Consider the following 22,161-nt stretch of genomic DNA (forward strand, 5'->3'; position numbering starts at 1 on the left):
TTTAAAATAGAAGTATAGGAAATATTTAAGAATTGCGTTTGAGGAAATGCTAAAATGCTACGGGCAAGAAAAAAAGGGGTGGAGTATGCTGACTGATAAGGATCGCATTTTCACCAATATTTATGGTTTAAAGGATAAATCGTTAAAAGCTGCAATGTTGCGTGGACATTGGGATGGCACCAAGGAAATCATCGAAAAAGGAAGTGATTGGATTATTAATGAAGTAAAGGCATCAGGTTTGCGTGGTCGTGGTGGAGCAGGTTTTCCAACCGGAATGAAGTGGTCGTTTATGCCAAAACAAAGTGATGGTCGTCCTCATTATTTGGTTGTGAATGCAGATGAATCAGAGCCAGGAACGTGTAAAGATCGTGATATTTTACGAAATGATCCCCATACTTTGCTTGAAGGATGTGTTATTGCCACTTTTGCTATGAAGGCAAATGTTGCGTTTATTTATATTCGTGGTGAATACATCCGTGAACGTGAAGCGCTTCAAGCAGCTGTTGATGAATGTTACGATGCGGGTTTGCTTGGCAAGAAAACAAAATATGGGCATGCTTGTGATGTTATTATTCATCATGGTGCTGGTGCTTATATTTGTGGTGAAGAGACAGCTCTTCTTGAAAGTCTTGAAGGAAAAAAAGGACAGCCTCGGCTTAAACCTCCATTCCCCGCAAATATGGGAATTTATGGTTGTCCAACAACAGTAAATAATGTGGAATCTATTGCTGTTGTTCCAACGATTTTACGCCGAGGAGCTTCTTGGTTTTCATCAATTGGACGCCCAAATAACGTTGGAACAAAATTATTTATGGTTTCCGGACATGTTAATACACCATGTACATTTGAAGAAGCTTTGGGAGTTTCTTTTTGTGAATTAATTGAAAAGCATGCTGGAGGTATTCGTGGCGGTTGGAATAATCTTTTAGGCGTTATTCCAGGAGGAGCTTCTTGCCCTGTTGTTCGTGCTGAAGATATGGTTAATGCGATTATGGATTTTGATGGAATGCGGGATGTGGGATCTTCTTTTGGTACAGGAGGGATGATTGTTATGGATAAATCAACGGATATAATCAAAGCAATTTGGCGAATAGCAGCTTTTTTTAAACATGAAAGTTGTGGTCAGTGTACGCCGTGCCGTGAAGGTACTGGTTGGATGATGCGTATTTTAGGACGTATGGTTGAAGGAAGAGCGCAAAAACGTGAAATTGATCTTTTGTTAGATATTTCTAAACAGGTTGAGGGGCATACTATTTGTGCGCTTGGTGATGCTGCAGCTTGGCCTATACAAGGATTGATACGTAATTTTCGTTCGGAAATTGAGAAAAGAATTGACGATTACACACGAAATGCAGTTCAAAGTAGAAATATTATTTTAGAGACAGCATATTAGAAGTTTTCTACAAAAACAATAAAGAAAATTTGGTTAAGTTATCCGCAGGCTGGATGAATGATGATAAATATCAAGGTTGATGGTAAAGAAATAGAGGTTCCTGATTATTACACGTTGCTTCAGGCAGCTGAGGCTGCTGGAGCAGAAATACCACGTTTTTGTTTTCACGAAACTTTATCAATTGCTGGAAATTGTCGTATGTGTTTGGTTGAGATTAAAGGTGGTCCTCCGAAACCTCAAGCTTCTTGTGCTATGGGAGTTCGCGATTTACGATTGGGTCCTAACGGTGAAGTTCCAGAAATTTTTACCAACACTGCAATGGTCAAAAAAGCGCGTGAAGGTGTTATGGAATTTCTTCTCATTAATCATCCTTTGGATTGCCCTGTGTGTGACCAAGGGGGAGAATGCGATCTTCAAGATCAAGCAATGCTTTATGGACGTGACTGTTCTCGTTACTTGGAAGATAAACGTGCTGTGGAAGATAAATACATTGGACCACTTGTAAAAACTGTTATGACAAGATGTATTCACTGTACACGTTGCATTCGTTTTACGACTGAAGTAGCTGGTGTTTCTGATCTTGGTTTAATAGGTCGCGGTGAAGATGCTGAAATTACGACGTATCTTGAAAAAGCTATGACATCTGAATTGCAGGGGAATGTCATTGATCTTTGTCCCGTTGGGGCGTTAACTTCAAGGCCGTACGCATTTCATGCACGTCCGTGGGAATTAGTGAAAACAGAGTCAATTGATGTAATGGATGCAATCGGTAGTGCTATCCGGATTGACACTCGTGGACGTGAAGTTATGCGGATTATGCCGCGAACAAATGAAGACATAAACGAAGAATGGATTTCTGATAAGGCGCGTTTTATTTGGGATGGGTTGCGTACGCAACGTCTTGATAAGCCATATATTCGCAAAAATGGAAAACTTCAACCAGCAAGTTGGACAGAAGCCTTTGAAGAAATTAAAACTGTTATTTTAAAGACTTTGCCAGAAAAAATAGGAGCAATTGCAGGAGATCTTTCATCCATTGAAGAAATGTATGCGCTTAAAAAATTACTGATTTCATTAGGATCAAATTTTTTTGATTGTCGTCAAAGAGGAATAGCTTTATCTCCTGAATTAGGGCGTTCGAGTTATATTTTTAATCCAACAATTGCAGGAATTGAAAAGGCTGATTCATTACTTATTGTCGGATCTAATCCTCGTTATGAAGCTTCTGTTTTAAATGCACGTATTTTAAAGCGTCAACGAATGGGACAATTTCCAATCGCATTAATTGGGGAAAAAGTCGATTTACGTTATCCTTATTCTCATCTCGGGACTGGTACTGATGCGCTAAGTGCTCTTTTTCGTGGTGAAGATAAATTTTTGAATGTATTAAAAAAATCTAAAAGACCACTTATTCTTGTGGGGGAAGGCGCTATTTCAGGAAAAGAAGGTTTGTCCGTTTTGAGAAATCTCGCAAAATTGTCTGATGATGTTGGAGCTCTTAGTGAAGAGTGGAATGGTTTTGGTATTCTGCATAGTGCGGCATCAGTTGTTGGGGGGTTGGATATCGCTTTTACTTCTAAGATTGGTGCTGCAAATATTATTAAAAATTGTGATGTTTTGTTTTTACTTGGTGCTGATGAAGTAGAATTAACTAATAAAAATGCTTTTATAATTTATATTGGAAGTCATGGTGATTGCGGTGCTCATGCTGCTAGTGTTATTTTACCAGCATCAGCTTATACTGAAAAATCTGGTCTTTATGTAAATACAGAAGGGCGTGTCCAAATGACAAACAGGGCAGGATTTGCTCCAGGTGAAGCAAAGGAAGATTGGGCGATTTTACGCGCCTTATCCAATATTTTAGAACGAAAGCTTCCCTTTGATTCTCTTTCTCAATTAAGACGTAATTTATTTAATGATTATCCTCATCTTTGTGCTATTGATGATATAGCACCTTCTAATGGCTTGAGTGATCTTAAAGCGCTTGGGTCGCAGGTGGTTGCTTTGGAAACACAAGCATTTTCTTCTGTGATTAAAGACTTTTATTTGACAAATCCTATAGCACGTGCTTCTGCAGTTATGGCTCAGTGTTCATCTCTTGCAAATAGCCGTTCCACGCAAACTGTAAAGTAGAGAAAAAGGAATAATTATGTATGATTTTTTTATGACATGGTTATTACCATTACTCATCATAGTTGGAAAAACGCTTCTCCTTTTGGTTATTCTTCTAATATTAGTTGCTTACCTTCTTTATGCAGATAGAAAAATTTGGGCAGCCGTGCAGTTACGCCGTGGTCCAAATGTAGTAGGACCATGGGGGTTATTGCAATCTTTTGCAGATTTAATTAAATTTGCTTTTAAGGAGCCTATTATTCCTTCTGGTGCCAATAAGGGCGTTTTTCTTTTGGCTCCTTTTGTTTCTGCTACGCTCGCATTATCAACTTGGGCAGTTATCCCCGTTAATGAGGGTTGGGCTGTTGCAAATATTAATGTTGGTTTACTTTATATTTTGGCAATTTCTTCTCTCGAGGTTTATGGTGTCATAATGGGAGGGTGGGCATCAAATTCAAAATATCCCTTCTTAGGAGCCCTTCGTTCAGCTGCGCAGATGGTTTCTTATGAAGTTTCAATAGGGTTTGTCCTCGTAACTGTAATTTTAGTAAGTGGCTCATTGGATCTTACAGAAATTGTTCATAAACAAAATAACGGGATTGGTATAGCTTTGGGAATTCCTTTTAGTAGTTTTTTTGATTGGAATTGGCTAATTTTATTTCCAATGTTTATTATATTTTTTATTTCTGCGCTTGCAGAAACAAATCGTCCTCCTTTTGATTTAGTTGAAGCTGAGTCTGAGCTTGTTGCTGGTCATATGGTTGAGTATTCTTCAACTCCTTATATGCTTTTTTTTCTTGGTGAATATGTTGCTATCGTTTTAATGTGTGCGTTAACAACAATTCTCTTTTTGGGGGGGTGGTTGCCTCCGTTAGATGTTTGGTGGCTTAATTGGATACCCGGTGTAGTTTGGTTTATTTTGAAAGTTTGTTTTGTATTTTTTTGGTTTGCTATGGTTAAAGCATTTGTTCCACGGTATCGCTATGATCAGCTAATGCGGCTTGGCTGGAAGGTCTTTCTTCCTATTTCATTGGCAATGGTTATCATGACCGCTTCTTTTTTAAAGTTTGCGGGTTTCGCTTAAGAGGAGATTTTTATCGTGTCAGGTCTTGTTCAGGCTGCAAAATCACTCCTTTTGTTGGAATTTGTGAGTGCTTTTTTCTTAGCAATGCGTCAGTTTTTTTCACCAAAACCAACAATTAATTATCCTTATGAAAAAGGTTTTGTTTCTCAACGTTTTCGTGGTGAACATGCCTTGCGCCGCTATCCAAATGGTGAAGAAAGGTGTATTGCATGTAAATTGTGTGAAGCAATTTGTCCAGCTCAAGCTATTACAATTGAAGCTGAGCCACGGCGCAATGACGGTACTCGTAGAACTGTTCGGTATGACATTGATATGGTTAAGTGTATTTATTGTGGTTTTTGTCAAGAGGCCTGTCCTGTTGAAGCTATCGTAGAGGGGCCAAATTTTGAATTTGCGACAGAAACACGTGAAGAGCTTTATTATGATAAAGAAAAGCTTTTAATGAATGGAGATCGTTGGGAGCGAGAAATTGCTCGAAATATATTTATGGATGCGCCTTATCGTTAAGTGTATAGTTAGATGAGTGGTCGAATAATCTTTACCGATAAATTGTTGTTTTGTTAATTTAAGGAGAAGTCCGTGCTAACAGATTTAGCAGCAGTGTTTTTTTATTTATTTTCATTCATTATGCTTGTTAGTGCGTTTATTGTTGTTGCTGCACGGAATCCGGTGCATTCAGTTTTATTTTTAATATTGGCATTTTTTAATGCTGCTGCTTTGTTTTTGCTTGCTGGAGCAGAATTTTTAGGGCTTATTTTACTTGTAGTATATGTCGGTGCCGTAGCAGTTTTATTTTTATTTGTTGTTATGATGCTTGATGTTGATTTTGTTGAATTGAAAAGTGGAGCGCTACGGTATGTTCCAATTGGTTCTGCAGTTGGTTTTGTCATTGCTGTTGAGCTTATTATTGTTTTTTTGAGTAACTACTTTTATCCTTCTTTAAAAATGAACGTTACGCAACCAATGCCAGATTTATTACAGCGAACAAACACACAGGCACTTGGGGATGTTCTGTATACGGATTATATTTTTTATTTTCATGTTGTTGGAATTATTTTACTGGTTGCAATGATTGGTGCTATTGTTTTAACACTTCGTCATAAATTAGGTGTTAAACGACAGTCTATTGCAGTGCAAGTTTCTAGAACAATAGAAAATTCTATTGAAATCAAAAAAGTTGAATCAGGAAAAGGTATTTAAAAGGGAAGCGCTATGCATATAGGTATTGCTCATTATCTAACTGTTTCTGCCGCGATATTTACAATAGGTATTTTTGGCATTTTTCTTAATAAAAAGAATGTGATTACTATTTTTATGTCAATAGAGCTTATATTGCTCTCAGTTAATCTTAATTTTATTGCATTTTCAACACTTCTTCATGATCTCATTGGCCAGATATTTGCTTTGTTTATTCTAACTGTAGCTGCTGCTGAGGCTGCAATTGGTCTAGCAATTCTTGTTGTTTTTTTCCGTAATCGTGGTTCTATTGCGATTGAAGATGTCAATATGATGAAGGGCTGATGGATGATGTATTATGCAATCGTCGTTCTTCCACTTTTGGGTTTTTTAATCGTTTCTATCTGTGGAAAAACTATAGGGGCTCGCTCTAGTGAATTAATTACGTGTAGCTTTATGGTTGTTACAGCTGCATTGTCTTGGGTTGCTTTTTTAAATATTGCTATTGGTCATAATCAAGTGGTTGATACGTCGATATTACACTGGGTTACTATTGGCGATTTGCGCTTTGACTGGGCATTTCGTATTGATACACTAACAGCTATTATGCTTGTTGTAGTAAATAATGTTTCAGCATTAGTTCATATTTACTCAGTTGGTTATATGCATCATGATTCTTCTCGTCCTCGATTTTTTTCCTATCTTTCTTTGTTTACATTTATGATGCTGATGTTGGTTACAGCCAATAATTTAATTCAGATGTTTTTTGGATGGGAAGGTGTTGGTCTTGCTTCTTATCTGTTAATTGGTTTTTGGTTTCAAAAAAACTCTGCTAATAAAGCGGCAATGAAGGCTTTTGTGGTTAATCGTGTTGGAGATTTTGGTTTTCTTTTAGGAATTTTTTCCCTTTTCATCTTATTTCAATCTGTCAATTTTTCTTCTATTTTTGAAAAAGCTAAAAATGGTGATTTTGTAGAGAATATAACATTTTTAGGCTGTCACCTTAGTCAACAAATGGCAGTTACTATTACATGTCTTTTATTATTTATTGGCGCTATGGGCAAATCAGCGCAATTTTTTTTGCACACATGGCTTCCAGATGCAATGGAAGGGCCAACACCTGTGTCAGCACTCATTCATGCAGCGACTATGGTAACAGCTGGTGTTTTTATGGTTGCTCGGATGTCTCCAATTTTTGAACTTTCTTCAACTGCTTTAACAGTAATTATTGCTATTGGAGCAACAACAGCATTTTTTGCTGCAACTGTAGGATTAGTACAAAATGATATTAAACGTGTTATTGCCTATTCTACTTGCTCACAGCTTGGTTATATGTTTGTTGCACTTGGTGTTGGAGCTTATGGAGCGGCTATTTTCCATCTTTTTACTCATGCTTTTTTTAAAGCCTTGTTATTTCTTGGTGCGGGTTCTGTAATTCATGCTGTATCAGAAGAACAGGATATGCGAAAAATGGGAGGATTACGCAAGCATATAAAAATAACTTATTGGATGATGATAGTTGGAACTATTGCGTTAACAGGGGTTGGGATTCCAGGAACTCTTTTGGGCACATCTGGTTTTTTTTCTAAAGATGCTATCATAGAAACTACTTTTGCATCGCATAATATTGCTTCAGGATATGCATTTTGGCTTCTTGTTGTTTCTGCTTTATTAACGAGTTTTTATTCATGGCGTCTTGTGTTTATGACATTTCACGGCAAATCACGTGCAACCGTTGATGTTATGCATCATGTTCATGAATCAGGCCCAATTATGCTGATTCCATTGTTTGTTTTGTCCATAGGAGCGTTATTTGCTGGTGTGATTTTTCAACCCTATTTTTTTGGTGATTTATATGATGTATTTTGGAAAGATGCTCTATTTACAGGAAGCAATAACCATATTCTTCATGAAGCGCACAAGGTTCCTAATTGGGTTAAATGGTCACCGTTTATTGTGATGGTTTTGGGATTTATATTAGCACATTTATTTTATGTTTCTGTTCCTTCAATTCCAAAAAAAATGGCTAAATTGATGCCTTCGATATATCGTTTTCTTTGTCATAAATGGTATTTTGATGAGTTATATAATGTTCTGTTTGTTCGTTCATCTCTTAAAATTGGCTGTTTTTTTTGGAAAGTAGGTGATTGTAAGATTATCGATGGTTTTGGACCTAATGGTATCGCCGCTCGGGTCATTGATATTACAAACAGAGTTATCCGAATGCAGACAGGCTATCTTTATCACTATGCATTCGCGATGCTTATAGGTGTTGCCGCATTAATCACATGGATGATGATTGGAGGTTTACACTAATGACCGATTGGCCCATTCTTTCTACAGTTACATTTTTGCCACTTGTTGGTGTAGTCTTGCTATTGTTAATCAAAGACGACGGCAAAGAAGCAAGGCGCAATATACGTAATGTAGCGTTTTTTACGAGCGTATTTGTTTTTATTATCTCTTTAGTAATTTGGGTAGGATTTGATAATACAGATCCTAATTTTCAAATGGTAGAGAAATTTAGTTGGCTAGGCAGTGGTGTTTGTTACCATATGGGTGTTGATGGGATTTCTATTCTTTTTGTAGTTCTTTCAGCTTTTCTTTTACCTTTCTGTATTTTAGCAAGCTGGAAAATCATTCAAGACAGATTAAAAGCTTATATGATTGCTTTTTTACTTCTTGAAATTGCAATTATTGGGGTTTTTTGTTCTCTTGATGCGGTTTTATTTTATGTCTTTTTTGAAGGAAGTCTCATTCCTATGTTTATTATCATTGGTGTTTGGGGTGGGGCACGTCGTGTTTATGCAAGCATGAAGTTTTTTTTATACACTTTACTTGGTTCAGTTCTTATGCTTGTTGCTATTATGGTTATGTATTGGGAAACTGGAACACTTGATATTCCTACGTTGCTTACGTACCAGTTTCCAACTCATATGCAAACATGGTTATGGTTTGCTTTTTTTGCCTCTTTTGCTGTAAAAATGCCGATGTGGCCAGTTCATACATGGTTGCCTGACGCTCATGTAGAAGCTCCAACAGCTGGTTCTGTTATTTTAGCTGGCGTATTGCTGAAATTAGGCGGTTATGGTTTCCTTCGTTTTTCTTTACCAATGTTTCCTATTGCTTCGGCTGATTTTGCCCCTCTTGTTTTTGCATTATCACTTATTGCTATCATTTACACATCGTTAGTTGCTCTTGTTCAAAGTGATATAAAAAAACTCATTGCTTATTCATCAATAGCACATATGGGGTATGTGACTATGGGAGTTTTTACTGCGAATGAACAGGGGATTCAGGGTGCAATTTATCAAATGCTATCGCATGGAATTGTTTCAGCAGCTTTATTCCTTTGTGTTGGTATTATTTATGATCGTTTACATACACGTGAAATTTCAGATTTTGGTGGTTTAGTGAATAATATGCCCAAATATGCTGTTGTTTTCTTGATTTTTACTATGGCAAATATTGGTTTACCTGGTAGTTCAGGCTTTTTGGGAGAGTTTTTAACTTTAATAGGTGTTTTTCAAATTAATAAATTGGTTGCAGCTTTTGCTACTTCTGGTGTTATTTTATCAGCTGCCTACGCACTCTATCTTTACCGTCGTGTAATGTTTGGATCTTTAGATAAAGAAAGTTTAAAGGTACTTGTGGATCTTTCTTTAAGAGAGAAATTTCTTCTTTATCCAATGGTTATTCTTACAATATTTTTTGGCGTCTATCCGACTCCTATTCTTAAAACGACGACATTGTCCGTAAAAACCCTTATCAATAAATTACACTAGATAAGAGAAGAATGTTTATGCAAACAGAAATAGTATCTCAATTAGTACTAATTTTTCCAGAAATTTTAATAGCACTTGGAGCAATAACATTACTTTTAATAGGTGTTTATTCTGATTCCAGTTCATATTTAACTGTAACTGGTTTATCAATTGCTCTCCTTGTTGCAACGATTGTTATTATTATTGTTTTTCCCAATGTTGGTTTATTTCAAACAAACGCTCTTATCATTGATTCCTTTAGTCGATATATGAAAATTTTGACTCTTATTGGTGCGCTTTTTTCTCTTATTATGTCTGTTGGTTTTACCTGTTCTCAAAAATTTGACATATTTGAATTTCCAGTGTTGGTCCTTTTGGCAACTCTTGGCATGATGTTTATGATTTCAGCTGGAAATATGCTGTCACTTTATTTAGGATTGGAGTTGCAGTCTCTAGCTTTATATGTTTTAGCTGCAATTAATCGTAATAACGTAAAATCTTCTGAAGCAGGGATAAAATATTTTGTCTTAGGAGCATTATCTTCAGGATTATTGCTTTATGGAATTTCTTTGCTTTACGGTTTTACTGGCCAAATTGGTTTTCGTGAAATTGCTCTTTCTTTAAAAGGTGAAAATTTACAATTAGGTGTTGTTTTCGGAATTGTCTTTGTTTTGGCTGGCTTAGCTTTCAAAATTTCTGCAGTTCCATTTCACATGTGGACACCTGATGTTTATGAAGGAGCACCAACACCAATTACGGCGTTTTTTGCTGGTGCTCCTAAAATTGCTGCAATGGCATTAATTATTCGTATTGTTATTTATGCATTCATTCCACTAGATAGTTCTGATGGCCCCATGCCTGCATGGCAACAAATTTTAGTATTTATGGCGATTGCATCCATGGTACTTGGAGCATTTGCTGCAATTGGGCAAAGTAATATTAAACGTTTAATGGCTTATTCGTCAATTGGTCACGTGGGATATGCCCTTGTTGGTTTAGCGGCTGGAGATGTCCTTGGAATAAAGGGGGTTATTCTTTACATGACTATTTATCTTGCTATGACACTTGGTTCATTTGCTTTTATTCTTGGAATGCGATCTAGTAATGAAAATGTTGAAAATATATACGATCTTTCAGGATTAGCAAAAACTAATCCGTTTATGGCTGTTTTGATGACAATACAGCTTTTTTCTTTAGCAAGTATTCCACCTATGGCTGGTTTTTTTGGTAAATGGTATACATTTTCTGCAGCTGTTCATGCTGGTCTTACTCCTCTCGCTGTTATTGGTATGGTGGCATCTGTTGTTGGAGCTTTTTATTATTTGAGAATTGTTAAAATAATGTGGTTTGACGATACAAAGGTTTGTCTTGTCAGTTTATCAAGTGAGCTTCAGTTTTGTCTTAGCTTTTCTGTCTTGTTTATTTTATTTTATACATTTTTTGGAATTTGGTTTGCTGAGTTAGCAGAAAAAGCGGCTACAGTATTATTTTAATGAATATGGCTTATATTTTATCAAATTTTGCACAAAAACAAGGATACAACGTTGAATTTTATGAAAATGTTGATTCAACAAATCTTGTTGCTCAGAGAAGAGCATTTGCTGGTCGTCTTGGTTATCTTTGGATTGTTGCACAAAAGCAATTTCACGGAATAGCAAGAAGAGGACGAATGTGGCATAGTCCGAAAGGAAATCTTTATTCCAGTCTTTTATTAATAGATGATATTATCCATCAAACTTCTTTTCAGCTCGGATTTGTTTCTGGAGTAAGTGTTGTAGAAACAATAAGAAAATTTATTAAAGATGAAGAAAAAATAGACAATATTGTTAAGTTAAAATGGCCAAATGATATTCTTTTGAGTGGAGCAAAAAGTGCCGGGATTTTACTTGAAAGTTTTAAGTTAACACCACAACAAAACGCATTGATCATTGGCATTGGTATAAATGTAAAACATCACTATGAAGAAGCTCCATATCCAACTTCAAGTTTAAAAAACATTGGTTTGAATATTAATGCAGAACAGTTGTTTACAGTTTTAACTGAATGTTTTGCAAAAAATTATCTCCTTTGGAAACAACCGGGAGGTTGTGAAAAAGTTCGTAAAAAATGGCTTTTATATTCTGCTCATATCGGAAAAAATGTTAAAATAGTTAATGATAATAAAGTCATTGAAGGTATTTTTGATGGTCTTGATTACAATTTTAATTGCATTGTAAAACAAAAAAATGGTCAGCAAGAGTTCATAACTGCTGGAGACGCTTATTTTTCTACATCTGAATAGATATCATTATTAATTTTAAAATTTAATTTTATCATAAGATTATAGATTATCTTAGTGATTTGGGAGATACTTATGGTTGCAGCCAACGAGAATGAATTTGTTTTTTTACCTTTAGGAGGTGTAGGGGAAATAGGGATGAATCTGGCTGCTTATGGATTTGGTCACAAAGGTCTTTATGAATGGTTGCTTGTTGATATGGGTGTCAGTTTTTCTGGATCTGAATTACCAGGAACAGATCTTATTTTGCCAGATATTCGTTTTTTGGAAGGTGAAAAACATAATATCAGAGGTCTTGTTTTAACACATGCTCACGAAGATCATTATGGTGCTGTTCTTGATTTATGGCCAAAGATTAAAATTCCAATTTACTGCACCCCTTTTACAGCAGGGCTGTTAGAAAGTAAAAGACAATCATATTTTAGATATCATAAAATTCCACTAAATATTTTTCAATCTGGAAATAATTTTCAAATTGGTTGCTTTGGTATTGAGGCCATTGCTGTAAATCACTCTATTCCAGAAGCCGTATCTTTGGCAATTACAACATCTTTAGGAACCGTAATTCACACTGGTGACTGGAAAATCGATCATACACCTTCACTTGGAACTATAACGGACGAAAAAAGATTTCGCGCTTTAGGGAAGAAGGGTATTTTAGCACTGCTTTGTGATTCTACCAATGCATGTAGGGACAATATATCACCATCAGAACAAAAAATTCAGGAAAGTTTTGTTAAAATTTTTTCAAAAGCTGAAGGAAGGGTTGCAATTGCAACTTTTGCATCCAATGTGGGTAGAATACGCTCAATCGCTCTAGCAGCTGAATCTGTTGAACGCAAAGTTCTTATCGTTGGCCGTTCTCTCAAGAGAAGCTTTATTATTGCACAAGAACTTGGTTATATGGATGGTTTAGCACCATTTATTACAGAAGATGATTACGCTTATATTCCAAGAAAAAATATTGTTTTAATCGTGACAGGTAGTCAAGGTGAACCATCTGCTGCTTTAGCTAAATTATCACAAAATAAAATGAAAAATATTTCACTTTCTTCTGGTGATATAATTATTTATTCTTCGCGAAATATTCCAGGAAATGAGAAAGCTATTATCAATATACAAAATAATTTTGTAGATTTGGGAATTAAGACGATTATGAACGAAGATGCTCTTGTTCATGTTTCAGGACATCCTTACCGTTCAGAACTTTTACAGATGTATGATTGGGTAAAACCAAAAATACTCGTTCCTGTACATGGTGAAGCAATTCATTTGTCTGCTCAAGCAGAGCTAGCACGTCAGGCTGGTATTCAAATTGTTTCTGAAATTAGAAATGGCAATATATTGCGTCTAGCACCAGAGCCAGTAAAAATTATTGATCAAGTTCCTGTTGGACGTATTTACAAAGATGGTTTTCTCATCGGCAATGAAGATGAATTAGGGATTCGTGAACGTCGTAAATTAAGTTATGCTGGTCATATTGTTATTTCTATTCATATGAACACGAAACACGATCTTTTAGGTAATATTTGTTTGTCTACACTTGGTTTGCCCAAAAAAGACGAAAACGGAGAAAATTTTAAAAATATTCTTTTAAATATTATAGAAGATACTATTAATAATATTCCACGTTCTAAAAGGAAAAATGACGAAATTATTCAGAAAGCAATTCATCGCGCAGTGAGAGCATCTGTTAATGAAATTTGGCGAAAAAAGCCTATCTGTACAGTTTTTTTGCATCGATCAAAATAAAATAATTTTGATATTGTTTCATTTCTTCTTAATTAAAAAAAATGGTTAAAGAATTGTTGTATAATTTTCACCACATAAACTGAATGAAGTAAAAAATATAGCATATAATTTTAAAAACAATATGATCCTTGTGTTTGCAAATACTCAAAATGCAGCTATAGATTAATGTGTCGCATATTTAATTTTTTATTTTAGTCAGTTTGCTTAGGAGTTAATAATTTCAATGCGTCTTTCTCGATATTTCCTTCCTATTTTAAAAGAAAACCCTAAAGAAGCAGAAATTATTTCTCATCGTCTTATGTTACGAGCAAGTATGATCCGTCAGCAAACATCGGGAATTTATTCTTGGCTTCCGTTAGGTAAAAAAGTACTTGATAAAATTTGTAAAATTATTCGTGAAGAGCAAGAACGAGCTGGTGCAATAGAAATATTAATGCCAACAATTCAATCTGCCGATCTTTGGCGTGAAAGTGGTCGTTACGATGATTATGGCCTAGAAATGTTACGAGTTAAAGATCGTCAAGAACGTGATTTGCTTTATGGTCCAACCAACGAAGAGGTAATAACAGACATTTTCCGCTCATATATCCGTTCATACAAAGATCTTCCACTCAATCTGTACCAAATTCAATGGAAATTTCGTGATGAAATTCGTCCACGTTTTGGTGTGATGCGTTCACGAGAATTTTTAATGAAAGATGCTTATTCTTTTGATTTTGATTACGAAAGCGCAAAGATGTCTTATAACCGCATGTTTATTGCCTATTTACGCACTTTTTTTCGTATTGGATTAAAAGCAATTCCTATGCGTGCTGATACAGGTCCCATAGGTGGTGATCTCAGTCACGAATTTATTATTTTGGCTGAAACGGGTGAAAGTGCCATATTCTGTGATAAAAAATTTCTTGAATTACCTATTCCATCTGATTCTGTTGATTTTACTGATAAGATTTTTTTGGAAAATATTATAAAAGAGTGGACATCTCTTTATGCTGCAACGGAGGAAATGCATAATGAAGAAGAATGGATTAAGATTTCTGATACTGATCGCCTTTCGGCTCGCGGTATTGAAGTAGGACATATTTTTAATTTTGGCACAAAATATTCTGCTCCAATGGGAGCAAAAATTATGGGACAAGATGGAAAAGAGCATCTTGTTTCCATGGGGTCTTATGGTATTGGTCCTTCACGTCTTGTTGCAGCAGTAATTGAATCTTCTCATGATGAAAATGGGATTATTTGGCCAAAATCAATAGCACCATTTGACCTTGGCATTATTAATATGAAACCAGATGATGAAAAATGTACTCATATATGTGAATTTTTATATCAAGGATTAATACGTGCTGGTTTTGATCCACTGTTAGATGATAAAGATGAACGTCCTGGATCAAAATTTGCAACAATGGATTTGATTGGCTTGCCAACACAAATAATTGTTGGTCCTAAAAATGCAACACAAAATGAGGTAGAAATTAAAGATCGAAAGACAGGAATTAAAAAATATTTAACAGTTGAGGCTGCGTTAAATCAATTTTCTGCAATGTAGTAGGCAATGTAATGAGCAAGTTAAAAGGTAAATTGTTATCATCGTATGAATGGATGATTGCTATTCGTTATATGATTCCTAATAAAAAACATGCAATTACATCTGTTATTTCAATAATTTCTTTAATTGGAATTATGTTAGGAGTCTTTGCTCTTGTTGTTGTTATGGCAGTGATGAATGGATTTCGTACAGAGCTTCTTAACAGAATTCTTGGAATGAATGGACATCTTATTGTTCAAACAATTAATTCTGGTTTTTCTGATTATAACGGATTTTCTTCTTCTTTGGAGTCTATGGATGGTGTTAAATTTGCTCTACCTGTTGTTGAAGGTCAAGTACTTGTTCAAGGTGCATTTGAAGGAGGATCTGGAGCTTTAGTTCGTGGTATGCGTGAACAAGATTTGATGAAGATAAAAACAGTATCTGAAAACATTAAATTTGGTACACTCACTCAATTTGATCAGGGAGAAGGTGTTGCGATTGGAAGCGGTTTAGCAGAAAAATTAGGTCTTACAGTTGGGCAGTATCTTCGCATTACTACTCCTGATGGTGATATGACACCTTTTGGAATTACTCCGCGCGTTAAATCGTATAAGGTAACTGCAATTTTTGAAGTTGGCATGTCTGAGTACGATTCAATATTTATTTTTATGCCTCTTCATGAAGCACAGATATTTTTTAATTTTGGAGATAAGATACAATCTTTAGAGTTATTTTTGCATAATCCTGATGCTGTCGATCAGATAAAGTCAATGATAATGAAGACTTTTGATCAGCAAATTTATTTAATTGATTGGCGTACACGCAATCAGGCTTTTTTTTCAGCTCTAGAAATTGAACGAAACGTTATGTTTTTTATTCTTTCTCTTATAATTCTTGTTGCATCCTTAAATATTATTTCAGGATTAATTATGCTTGTAAAAGACAAAAGCTATGATATTGCAATTTTACGCACAATGGGTGCACAAAAAAGAGAAATCATGCATATATTTATTATGACTGGCATGGTTATTGGATCTGTTGGAACAATATTAGGCTTAATTTTAGCTATGATAACCATTGTTAACATCAATCAGATTCAAAATTTTATATCTTGGTTGTTTAATGTTGATGTTTTTAATCCCCAGCTTTATTTTTTAACAAAACTTCCTGCAAAAATTGAGTGGGGACAGACAGCTATAGTTGCTATTATGTCATTATTTTTATCATTTCTTGCTGCACTTATCCCAGCATGGAAAGCTGCCAAATTAGATCCTATACAAGCTTTAAGGTATGAATAATGACAGCTATTTTAGAGCTTGTTGAAATTGAGAAACATTTTTTTGACAGTTATAAACGATTGGTTATTTTAGATAAAGCCAATCTTGTTCTCAATCGCGGAGAACTTGTTGCACTTATTGCACCATCTGGCGCCGGAAAATCAACACTTCTTCATATCGCTGGGCTATTGGAGAAACCAACATCTGGTGATGTAGTATTACGGGGAGTTTCTTGCGCAAAACGCTCCGACAATGAACGAACAGCTATCAGACGAAATGATATTGGTTTTGTTTATCAATTTCATCATTTACTTCCAGAATTTACAGCTTTAGAAAATGTTATGATACCACAAATGATAGCAGGACTTAAAAGGTCCATTGCGGAGAATCGTGCACTTAAATTGTTAACATATTTGCGCATTTCGCATCGTGCAAAACACCGTCCATCAGAATTATCTGGTGGCGAACAACAACGCGTTGCAATTGCGCGTGCAGTAGCAAATAATCCTTCAGTTCTTTTTGCAGATGAACCAACTGGAAACCTTGATCCTGTAACTTCAGCTTATGTATTTCAAGCTTTATCTGTTCTTGTTCGTCAGTTTGGTCTTTCTGCTCTTATTGCAACGCATAATTATGGTTTAGCTAAAAAAATGCATCGTCGAATTACATTAAAAGAAAAAAAGATTATTGAACTTCCTTAGTAATAAAATACGAAATTTATTTTCAAAATTGGATGCTATAATTTATATTGCTTTTTAGCTATTCAAGGAGGCATTTATGATAAATTCAATTGCTAACGAAAATCAATTAGATGTTCATCGCCGAAGATTAATTTTTCGTGCATGGCATCGAGGGATTCGTGAAATGGATTTAATTTTAGGGCATTATGTGAATGCTCATATTGTAAAAATGAGTGATAAAACAGTTTTCGAACTAGAATATATTATGTCTTTTGATGATCAAGATTTACTGACATGGGTTACGGGAAAAGTCCCACTACCACCTGAAATTGATAGTCCACTTTTTCATGACATTATAAATTATCATACTTGTCCGAATTTAAATTAATTTCAATGTCTATATTCAAAAAAAATTCCATTCCTAAAAAACTTCCTGTTCATGCAATTTTTGATGGGATTAGTGATGGGTTTGAGGCTTTTGCACTTGTAAAATTAAGTTCAGAAATTGCTCAAAATAGACCGCTTGTCTATGTTGTTCGTGATGGAATAAAAATTTCTTATTTACGACAAGTTTTAAATTTTATCGAACCAGATTTACCTGTTATTCAATTCCCCGCGTGGGATTGTTTACCATATGATCGCGTATCACCTGGAATTGCTGTTATGGCACGCAGACTTTCAGCTTTAGCGCATATATCAAATTTACGTGCAACTCCACGTGCTGCAATTATATTAACAACAGCAAACGCAATTATACAAAAATTGCCTCCTCGCGAAATAATTGAATCCCAGATTATTCATTTACGTGTTGGTGAGCGTACTAACATGAAAAACCTTATTCAATCTTTAGAATTTAATGGTTTTGAGCGCGTTTCTATTGTGCGTGATATTGGTGAATTTGCTGTAAGAGGAGGTATTATTGATATTTTTTCTCCTATGGATGAAGAACCAGTTCGTCTTGATTTTTTTGGAAATACTTTGGAAACTATTCGTGTATTTGATTCAGAAACACAGAGAACAATAGGTAAAAAGACTGATTTTTTTTTACAATCAATGAGTGAAATTGTTTTTACACCCGAATTGATTGGCAAATTTAAAAGCAATTACATTCGTACGTTTGGTGCATTACAACAAAATAACATGCTTTATGAAGCAATTTCTCAAGGACGTCGTTTTCCTGGTATGGAACATTGGCTACCGTTTTTTTATGAAAATCTTGATACTTTTTTTGATCATTGTGGAAATTCACTCATCGTTTTTGAGCATCTTATAGAAGAGGTACTTACTGAACGCTATCGTCTTATTGAAGATTATTACGATTCTCGTAAAGAGAACGAAAAAGATGAGAAAAACTCTATTCCATACCATCCGATAAAACCAAATTTACTTTATCTAACACCAGAATATGTTTTTGAATATGCTCAACAATTTGGACAACGTATTGATTTTACGCCTTTTAATGTTCCACAAACTTTTGAAAAATATGTTATTCACGCAAATATTTTGCCAGGATACGATTTTATAAAAGAGCGTAGTGCACAAGAAAAAAATGTTTTTTCAAGTGTAGTTGATCATATTTCATCATTGCGTTCCGCTGGTAAAAAAATACTCTTGGCTTGTTGGAGTGAGGGCTCCCTCACTCGTTTAGTACAAGTTCTTGATGAACATGGATTAAAAAAAATAAATATTATAAAATCGTTGCAAACTTTTAAAACAATGCCACATGATCATGTATCAGCAGCTGTTATAATGATAGAGCATGGGTTTGATTCTGAAGATTTTACCATTATAGCAGAACAAGATATTCTTGGTGACAGACTAATAAGATCGCCAAAGCGGCGTAAAAATAGTAAAAATTTTATTTCTGAAATTTCTTCTTTAAATTCTGGTGATATCGTTGTTCATATTGATCATGGTATTGGAAAGTTTGTTGGTCTAAAAACAATCACAACGACCGGAGTTTTACGAGATTGTCTAGAAATTAATTATGCTGGAGGTGATCGGCTCTTTTTACCTGTTGAAAATATTGATCTTCTCTCACGTTATGGATCAGAGGAAACAGATGTAACGTTAGATAAGCTGGGGGGTGTTGCCTGGCAAGCACGTAAAACACGGTTAAAAAAACACTTATTAGAAATGGCTGGTCAATTGATCCGTATAGCTGCAGAACGCACTACACGCTCTGCACCTGTTTTGATCCCGTTAGTCGGATTATTTGATGAGTTTATTGCATGTTTTCCTTATGAAGAGACAGAAGATCAAATAGATGCAATTGATGCTGTTTTAGATGATCTAGCATCAGGAAAGCCTATGGATCGATTAATTTGTGGAGATGTTGGTTTTGGAAAAACAGAAGTCGCTATCCGTAGTGCTTTTGTTGCAGCACTAAACGGCTATCAAGTTGCTGTTGTCGTTCCAACGACACTACTTTCACGGCAGCATTATAAGACTTTTACCTCACGTTTTCAAGGATTACCCGTTAAAATTGGTCACGCTTCAAGACTTGTGAAAGTTAAAGAACTTGCACAAGTTAAAAAGGGCATCGCAGATGGAACCATTGATATTGTTATTGGAACTCATGCATTATTAACTGGTGCTGTTAATTTTGCACGATTAGGACTTCTTATCGTTGATGAAGAACAACATTTTGGTGTTAAGCATAAAGAGCGTTTAAAAGAGCTTAAAAGTGATATTCATGTTCTTACACTTTCAGCAACACCTATACCACGAACTTTGGGATTAGCATTATCAGGGATACGAGAACTTTCACTGATAACGACGCCGCCCATTGATAGAATGGCTGTTCGTACTTTTATTTCACCTTTTGATGAACTCGTTATCCGTGAGACTCTGCTTCGAGAGTATTATCGTGGTGGCCAAAGTTTTTATGTGTGCCCTCGTATTTCTGATCTTTCTTTCGTAGAAGAATACTTAAAAATGTACGTTCCTGAACTCAAATTTGTTATAGCTCATGGGCAAATGCCAGCTGGGCAGCTTGATGATATCATGAATGCATTTTATGATGGGAAATATGATGTCCTACTGTCAACAACAATTATTGAATCTGGTCTTGATATTCCAACAGCTAATACATTAATCGTACATCGTTCTGAAATGTTTGGGCTTTCTGCTCTTTATCAATTACGTGGTAGAGTGGGTCGCTCAAAGCAGCGTGCTTATGCACTTTTTACATTTCCTGCTGGTAAAATTTTAACAACTTCTGCTGAGCGTCGTCTTAAAATCTTGCAATCACTTGATACATTGGGAGCTGGTTTTCAATTAGCAAGCCATGATATGGATATTCGTGGATCAGGTAATTTTTTAGGTGAAGAGCAATCAGGACATATCAAAGAAGTTGGATTTGAATTATATCAAAAGATGCTTGAAGAGGCTGTTTCTGAATTTAAAAATGGTGAAAAAAATGACGATCAACAGTGGTCTCCTCAAATTTTACTTGGCACACCAGCAATGATACCAGAAAATTTCGTGCCTGACTTATCACTGCGTATGGGACTTTATCGTCGTTTATCAGAGCTTAATGATTTGGAAGAAATTAATGAATTTGAAGCAGAATTAATTGATCGTTTTGGTTCTTTGCCATTGGAAGTAAAATATTTGCTTAAAGTTTTTTATATTAAAATTTTATGTCGAAAAGCGCATGTAGAAAAATTGGATGCTGGTCCAAAAGGTATGGTCATACAATTTCGTAATAATTATTTTGAGAATAGTATTGCTCTTATTCAATGGATAAAAAAACAAGGTTCGATGGCAAAAATTCGATCAGATCAGAGTATTGTTCTTGTTCGTAATTGGAGCACAGTAAATGAAAGAATTGTCGGAGCCACGACTATTATGATGCAGCTTGTAAAAATAGCAGAACAAAATTTTGTTTAAAATAATTTTTTACTAATTCAAGATTATCATCTATATAAATAAAATATATTATTTTTTAATACCTTAAATGTATATATTTATAAATTTATTTAATAATATTATATATTAAAAATAATATACAAAAATTATTTTAGTTTTACTATTTTAATATTATTTGAGTAATTATATTAAATAAATTTATTAATATTAATATTATAAGCGATATGGAATATTATATTGTAATTATGATATGATAATTATATTTTATGCGTTTTTACTTTATAAAGTATTTTAGAAAATAATTTTGTAAAAACCAATATAACAAATTAAACAATTTTATGTATTAAGTGTAAATGTTATATGCAAATGTATGGTAATTTGACTTATTTTTTATGATCTTTAAGAAAGTTTAATCTTTTATTTAGGTAAAAAGTACACAAAAGGATATCATTTAATTGACTCAACTTAGCACATTTGTTTTAAATCACGTTCAATGTCCTTAATCTGGAATTATCATAAAAGCGCGTTGAAAGGATTAGCGTCATGATGTCGTATAAAAATATCTGTTCTGCTGTTTCAGTATTGGCTGGAACTTTTGTTTTATTTCTTACAGCCTACACTTCTGCAGATGCTCAGACTTTATCTCAAGGTTGGTATAAAGTTTGCAGTAAGCAACATGATGTTGATATTTGTAATACAATGAACTCTGTTGTATCAAATACTGGACAACCTTTAACGGCTTTTAATTTGGTCGAGATAAAGGGAAAACAAAATGAAAAACGTATAGGTATTCAAGTTCCTACAGGTCGTTTTTTACCAGAAGGTGTTCATATTCAAATTGGAAATGATTTTTCCAAAAAAGTTCCTTATATTATTTGCAATGGATCAAGTTGTATTGCAAATGACGCTTTAGATGAAAAACTCATTACTGCAATGAAAAATAATTCAAAAATGGTTGTAACTACTGTTAATTTTAGAGGCTCGGCAAATCCAATTGAATTTTCTCTTAGTGGTTTTACAGCTGCATACACAGGCCCTGGCATGGAAGAAAAAGATTTTCAACAAGAGCAAATAAAATTGCAACAAGTTATTCAATCAAAGCAAAAAGAAATCGAGGATCGTATGCGAGCTGAACAAGAAAAAGCAAAACAGAAATAAGGATATGATATAGAAAGATCTTTTAGGATATTTTCTGTATTTTTGTTGAAACCGTCACAAAATATTTCGTGGCGGTTTTTAAT

General features: G+C 34.8%; 17 protein-coding genes. All 17 read left to right on the forward strand.

Translation table 11 applies throughout. From position 1 onward, the window contains the following. Positions 1-85 precede the first annotated feature (85 nt). The 17 genes from nuoF (at position 86) to V4P54_RS02365 (ending at position 22,078) form a co-directional block, all read left to right on the forward strand. Positions 86-1,393, forward strand: coding sequence for an NADH-quinone oxidoreductase subunit NuoF (gene nuoF / locus V4P54_RS02285; RefSeq protein ID WP_455477524.1), 1,308 nt, complete (start codon positions 86-88; stop codon positions 1,391-1,393). 60 nt (positions 1,394-1,453) lie between these two features. Further along, the gene (nuoG, locus tag V4P54_RS02290; protein WP_455477663.1) at positions 1,454-3,526 is read left to right on the forward strand and encodes an NADH-quinone oxidoreductase subunit NuoG; all 2,073 of its coding nucleotides are present in this window, start codon (positions 1,454-1,456) and stop codon (positions 3,524-3,526) included. A 16-nt stretch (positions 3,527-3,542) separates the two neighbouring features. Next, entirely contained in the window at positions 3,543-4,589 is a 1,047-nt protein-coding gene (gene nuoH, locus V4P54_RS02295; protein WP_455477525.1) for an NADH-quinone oxidoreductase subunit NuoH, read from the forward strand. A 15-nt stretch (positions 4,590-4,604) separates the two neighbouring features. Next, positions 4,605-5,096, forward strand: coding sequence for an NADH-quinone oxidoreductase subunit NuoI (gene nuoI / locus V4P54_RS02300; RefSeq protein ID WP_455477526.1), 492 nt, complete (start codon positions 4,605-4,607; stop codon positions 5,094-5,096). A 72-nt stretch (positions 5,097-5,168) separates the two neighbouring features. After that, positions 5,169-5,789 carry an NADH-quinone oxidoreductase subunit J gene (locus V4P54_RS02305; RefSeq protein ID WP_455477527.1) on the forward strand — a complete coding sequence of 207 codons (621 nt, stop codon included), beginning with the start codon at positions 5,169-5,171 and terminating at the stop codon, positions 5,787-5,789. Positions 5,790-5,801: 12 nt separating this feature from the next. After that, positions 5,802-6,110 carry an NADH-quinone oxidoreductase subunit NuoK gene (nuoK, locus tag V4P54_RS02310; RefSeq protein WP_455477528.1) on the forward strand — a complete coding sequence of 103 codons (309 nt, stop codon included), beginning with the start codon at positions 5,802-5,804 and terminating at the stop codon, positions 6,108-6,110. A gap of 6 nt (positions 6,111-6,116) precedes the next feature. Next, a complete protein-coding gene (gene nuoL / locus V4P54_RS02315) occupies positions 6,117-8,081 on the forward strand; it encodes an NADH-quinone oxidoreductase subunit L (protein WP_455477664.1) in 1,965 nt (654 codons plus the stop codon). Beyond that, on the forward strand, positions 8,081-9,550 hold the full coding sequence (locus tag V4P54_RS02320) for an NADH-quinone oxidoreductase subunit M (RefSeq protein WP_455477529.1): 1,470 nt from the start codon (positions 8,081-8,083) through the stop codon (positions 9,548-9,550). Before nuoL ends, V4P54_RS02320 begins: the two co-directional genes overlap by 1 nt. A gap of 17 nt (positions 9,551-9,567) precedes the next feature. Further along, entirely contained in the window at positions 9,568-11,022 is a 1,455-nt protein-coding gene (gene nuoN / locus V4P54_RS02325; protein WP_455477530.1) for an NADH-quinone oxidoreductase subunit NuoN, read from the forward strand. Further along, positions 11,022-11,810: a biotin--[acetyl-CoA-carboxylase] ligase gene (locus tag V4P54_RS02330; RefSeq protein ID WP_455477531.1), complete on the forward strand. Its 789-nt coding sequence runs from the start codon at positions 11,022-11,024 to the stop codon at positions 11,808-11,810. Before nuoN ends, V4P54_RS02330 begins: the two co-directional genes overlap by 1 nt. A gap of 72 nt (positions 11,811-11,882) precedes the next feature. Further along, positions 11,883-13,559: a ribonuclease J gene (locus V4P54_RS02335; protein ID WP_455477532.1), complete on the forward strand. Its 1,677-nt coding sequence runs from the start codon at positions 11,883-11,885 to the stop codon at positions 13,557-13,559. A gap of 223 nt (positions 13,560-13,782) precedes the next feature. Continuing rightward, positions 13,783-15,108: a proline--tRNA ligase gene (gene proS / locus V4P54_RS02340; protein ID WP_455477533.1), complete on the forward strand. Its 1,326-nt coding sequence runs from the start codon at positions 13,783-13,785 to the stop codon at positions 15,106-15,108. Positions 15,109-15,119: 11 nt separating this feature from the next. After that, on the forward strand, positions 15,120-16,388 hold the full coding sequence (locus V4P54_RS02345; protein WP_455477534.1) for a lipoprotein-releasing ABC transporter permease subunit: 1,269 nt from the start codon (positions 15,120-15,122) through the stop codon (positions 16,386-16,388). Next, positions 16,388-17,068 (forward strand): ABC transporter ATP-binding protein, encoded by a 681-nt coding sequence (locus tag V4P54_RS02350; RefSeq protein ID WP_455477535.1) that lies wholly within the window; start codon positions 16,388-16,390, stop codon positions 17,066-17,068. The genes V4P54_RS02345 and V4P54_RS02350 overlap by 1 nt, the downstream gene beginning before the upstream one ends. Positions 17,069-17,144: 76 nt before the next feature. Further along, a complete protein-coding gene (locus V4P54_RS02355) occupies positions 17,145-17,435 on the forward strand; it encodes an FAD assembly factor SdhE (RefSeq protein ID WP_455477536.1) in 291 nt (96 codons plus the stop codon). Positions 17,436-17,440: 5 nt separating this feature from the next. After that, positions 17,441-20,941: a transcription-repair coupling factor gene (mfd, locus tag V4P54_RS02360; RefSeq protein WP_455477537.1), complete on the forward strand. Its 3,501-nt coding sequence runs from the start codon at positions 17,441-17,443 to the stop codon at positions 20,939-20,941. 525 nt (positions 20,942-21,466) lie between these two features. Then, positions 21,467-22,078, forward strand: a complete 612-nt coding sequence (locus V4P54_RS02365; RefSeq protein ID WP_455477665.1) for an invasion associated locus B family protein — start codon at positions 21,467-21,469, stop codon at positions 22,076-22,078. Positions 22,079-22,161: the final 83 nt, after the last annotated feature.

The organism is Bartonella sp. B41, assembly GCF_053795765.1.

What these genes read in the sequence shown, in the direction of transcription:
- nuoF (WP_455477524.1), top strand. Translation starts at nt 86, where the DNA reads ATGCTGACTGATAAGGATCGCATTTTCACCAATATTTATGGTTTAAAG.
- nuoG (WP_455477663.1), top strand. Translation starts at nt 1,454, where the DNA reads ATGATAAATATCAAGGTTGATGGTAAAGAAATAGAGGTTCCTGATTAT.
- nuoH (WP_455477525.1), top strand. Translation starts at nt 3,543, where the DNA reads ATGTATGATTTTTTTATGACATGGTTATTACCATTACTCATCATAGTT.
- nuoK (WP_455477528.1), top strand. Translation starts at nt 5,802, where the DNA reads ATGCATATAGGTATTGCTCATTATCTAACTGTTTCTGCCGCGATATTT.
- nuoL (WP_455477664.1), top strand. Translation starts at nt 6,117, where the DNA reads ATGTATTATGCAATCGTCGTTCTTCCACTTTTGGGTTTTTTAATCGTT.
- V4P54_RS02320 (WP_455477529.1), top strand. Translation starts at nt 8,081, where the DNA reads ATGACCGATTGGCCCATTCTTTCTACAGTTACATTTTTGCCACTTGTT.
- nuoN (WP_455477530.1), top strand. Translation starts at nt 9,568, where the DNA reads ATGCAAACAGAAATAGTATCTCAATTAGTACTAATTTTTCCAGAAATT.
- V4P54_RS02330 (WP_455477531.1), top strand. Translation starts at nt 11,022, where the DNA reads ATGAATATGGCTTATATTTTATCAAATTTTGCACAAAAACAAGGATAC.
- V4P54_RS02335 (WP_455477532.1), top strand. Translation starts at nt 11,883, where the DNA reads ATGGTTGCAGCCAACGAGAATGAATTTGTTTTTTTACCTTTAGGAGGT.
- proS (WP_455477533.1), top strand. Translation starts at nt 13,783, where the DNA reads ATGCGTCTTTCTCGATATTTCCTTCCTATTTTAAAAGAAAACCCTAAA.
- V4P54_RS02345 (WP_455477534.1), top strand. Translation starts at nt 15,120, where the DNA reads ATGAGCAAGTTAAAAGGTAAATTGTTATCATCGTATGAATGGATGATT.
- V4P54_RS02350 (WP_455477535.1), top strand. Translation starts at nt 16,388, where the DNA reads ATGACAGCTATTTTAGAGCTTGTTGAAATTGAGAAACATTTTTTTGAC.
- V4P54_RS02355 (WP_455477536.1), top strand. Translation starts at nt 17,145, where the DNA reads ATGATAAATTCAATTGCTAACGAAAATCAATTAGATGTTCATCGCCGA.
- mfd (WP_455477537.1), top strand. Translation starts at nt 17,441, where the DNA reads ATGTCTATATTCAAAAAAAATTCCATTCCTAAAAAACTTCCTGTTCAT.
- V4P54_RS02365 (WP_455477665.1), top strand. Translation starts at nt 21,467, where the DNA reads ATGTCGTATAAAAATATCTGTTCTGCTGTTTCAGTATTGGCTGGAACT.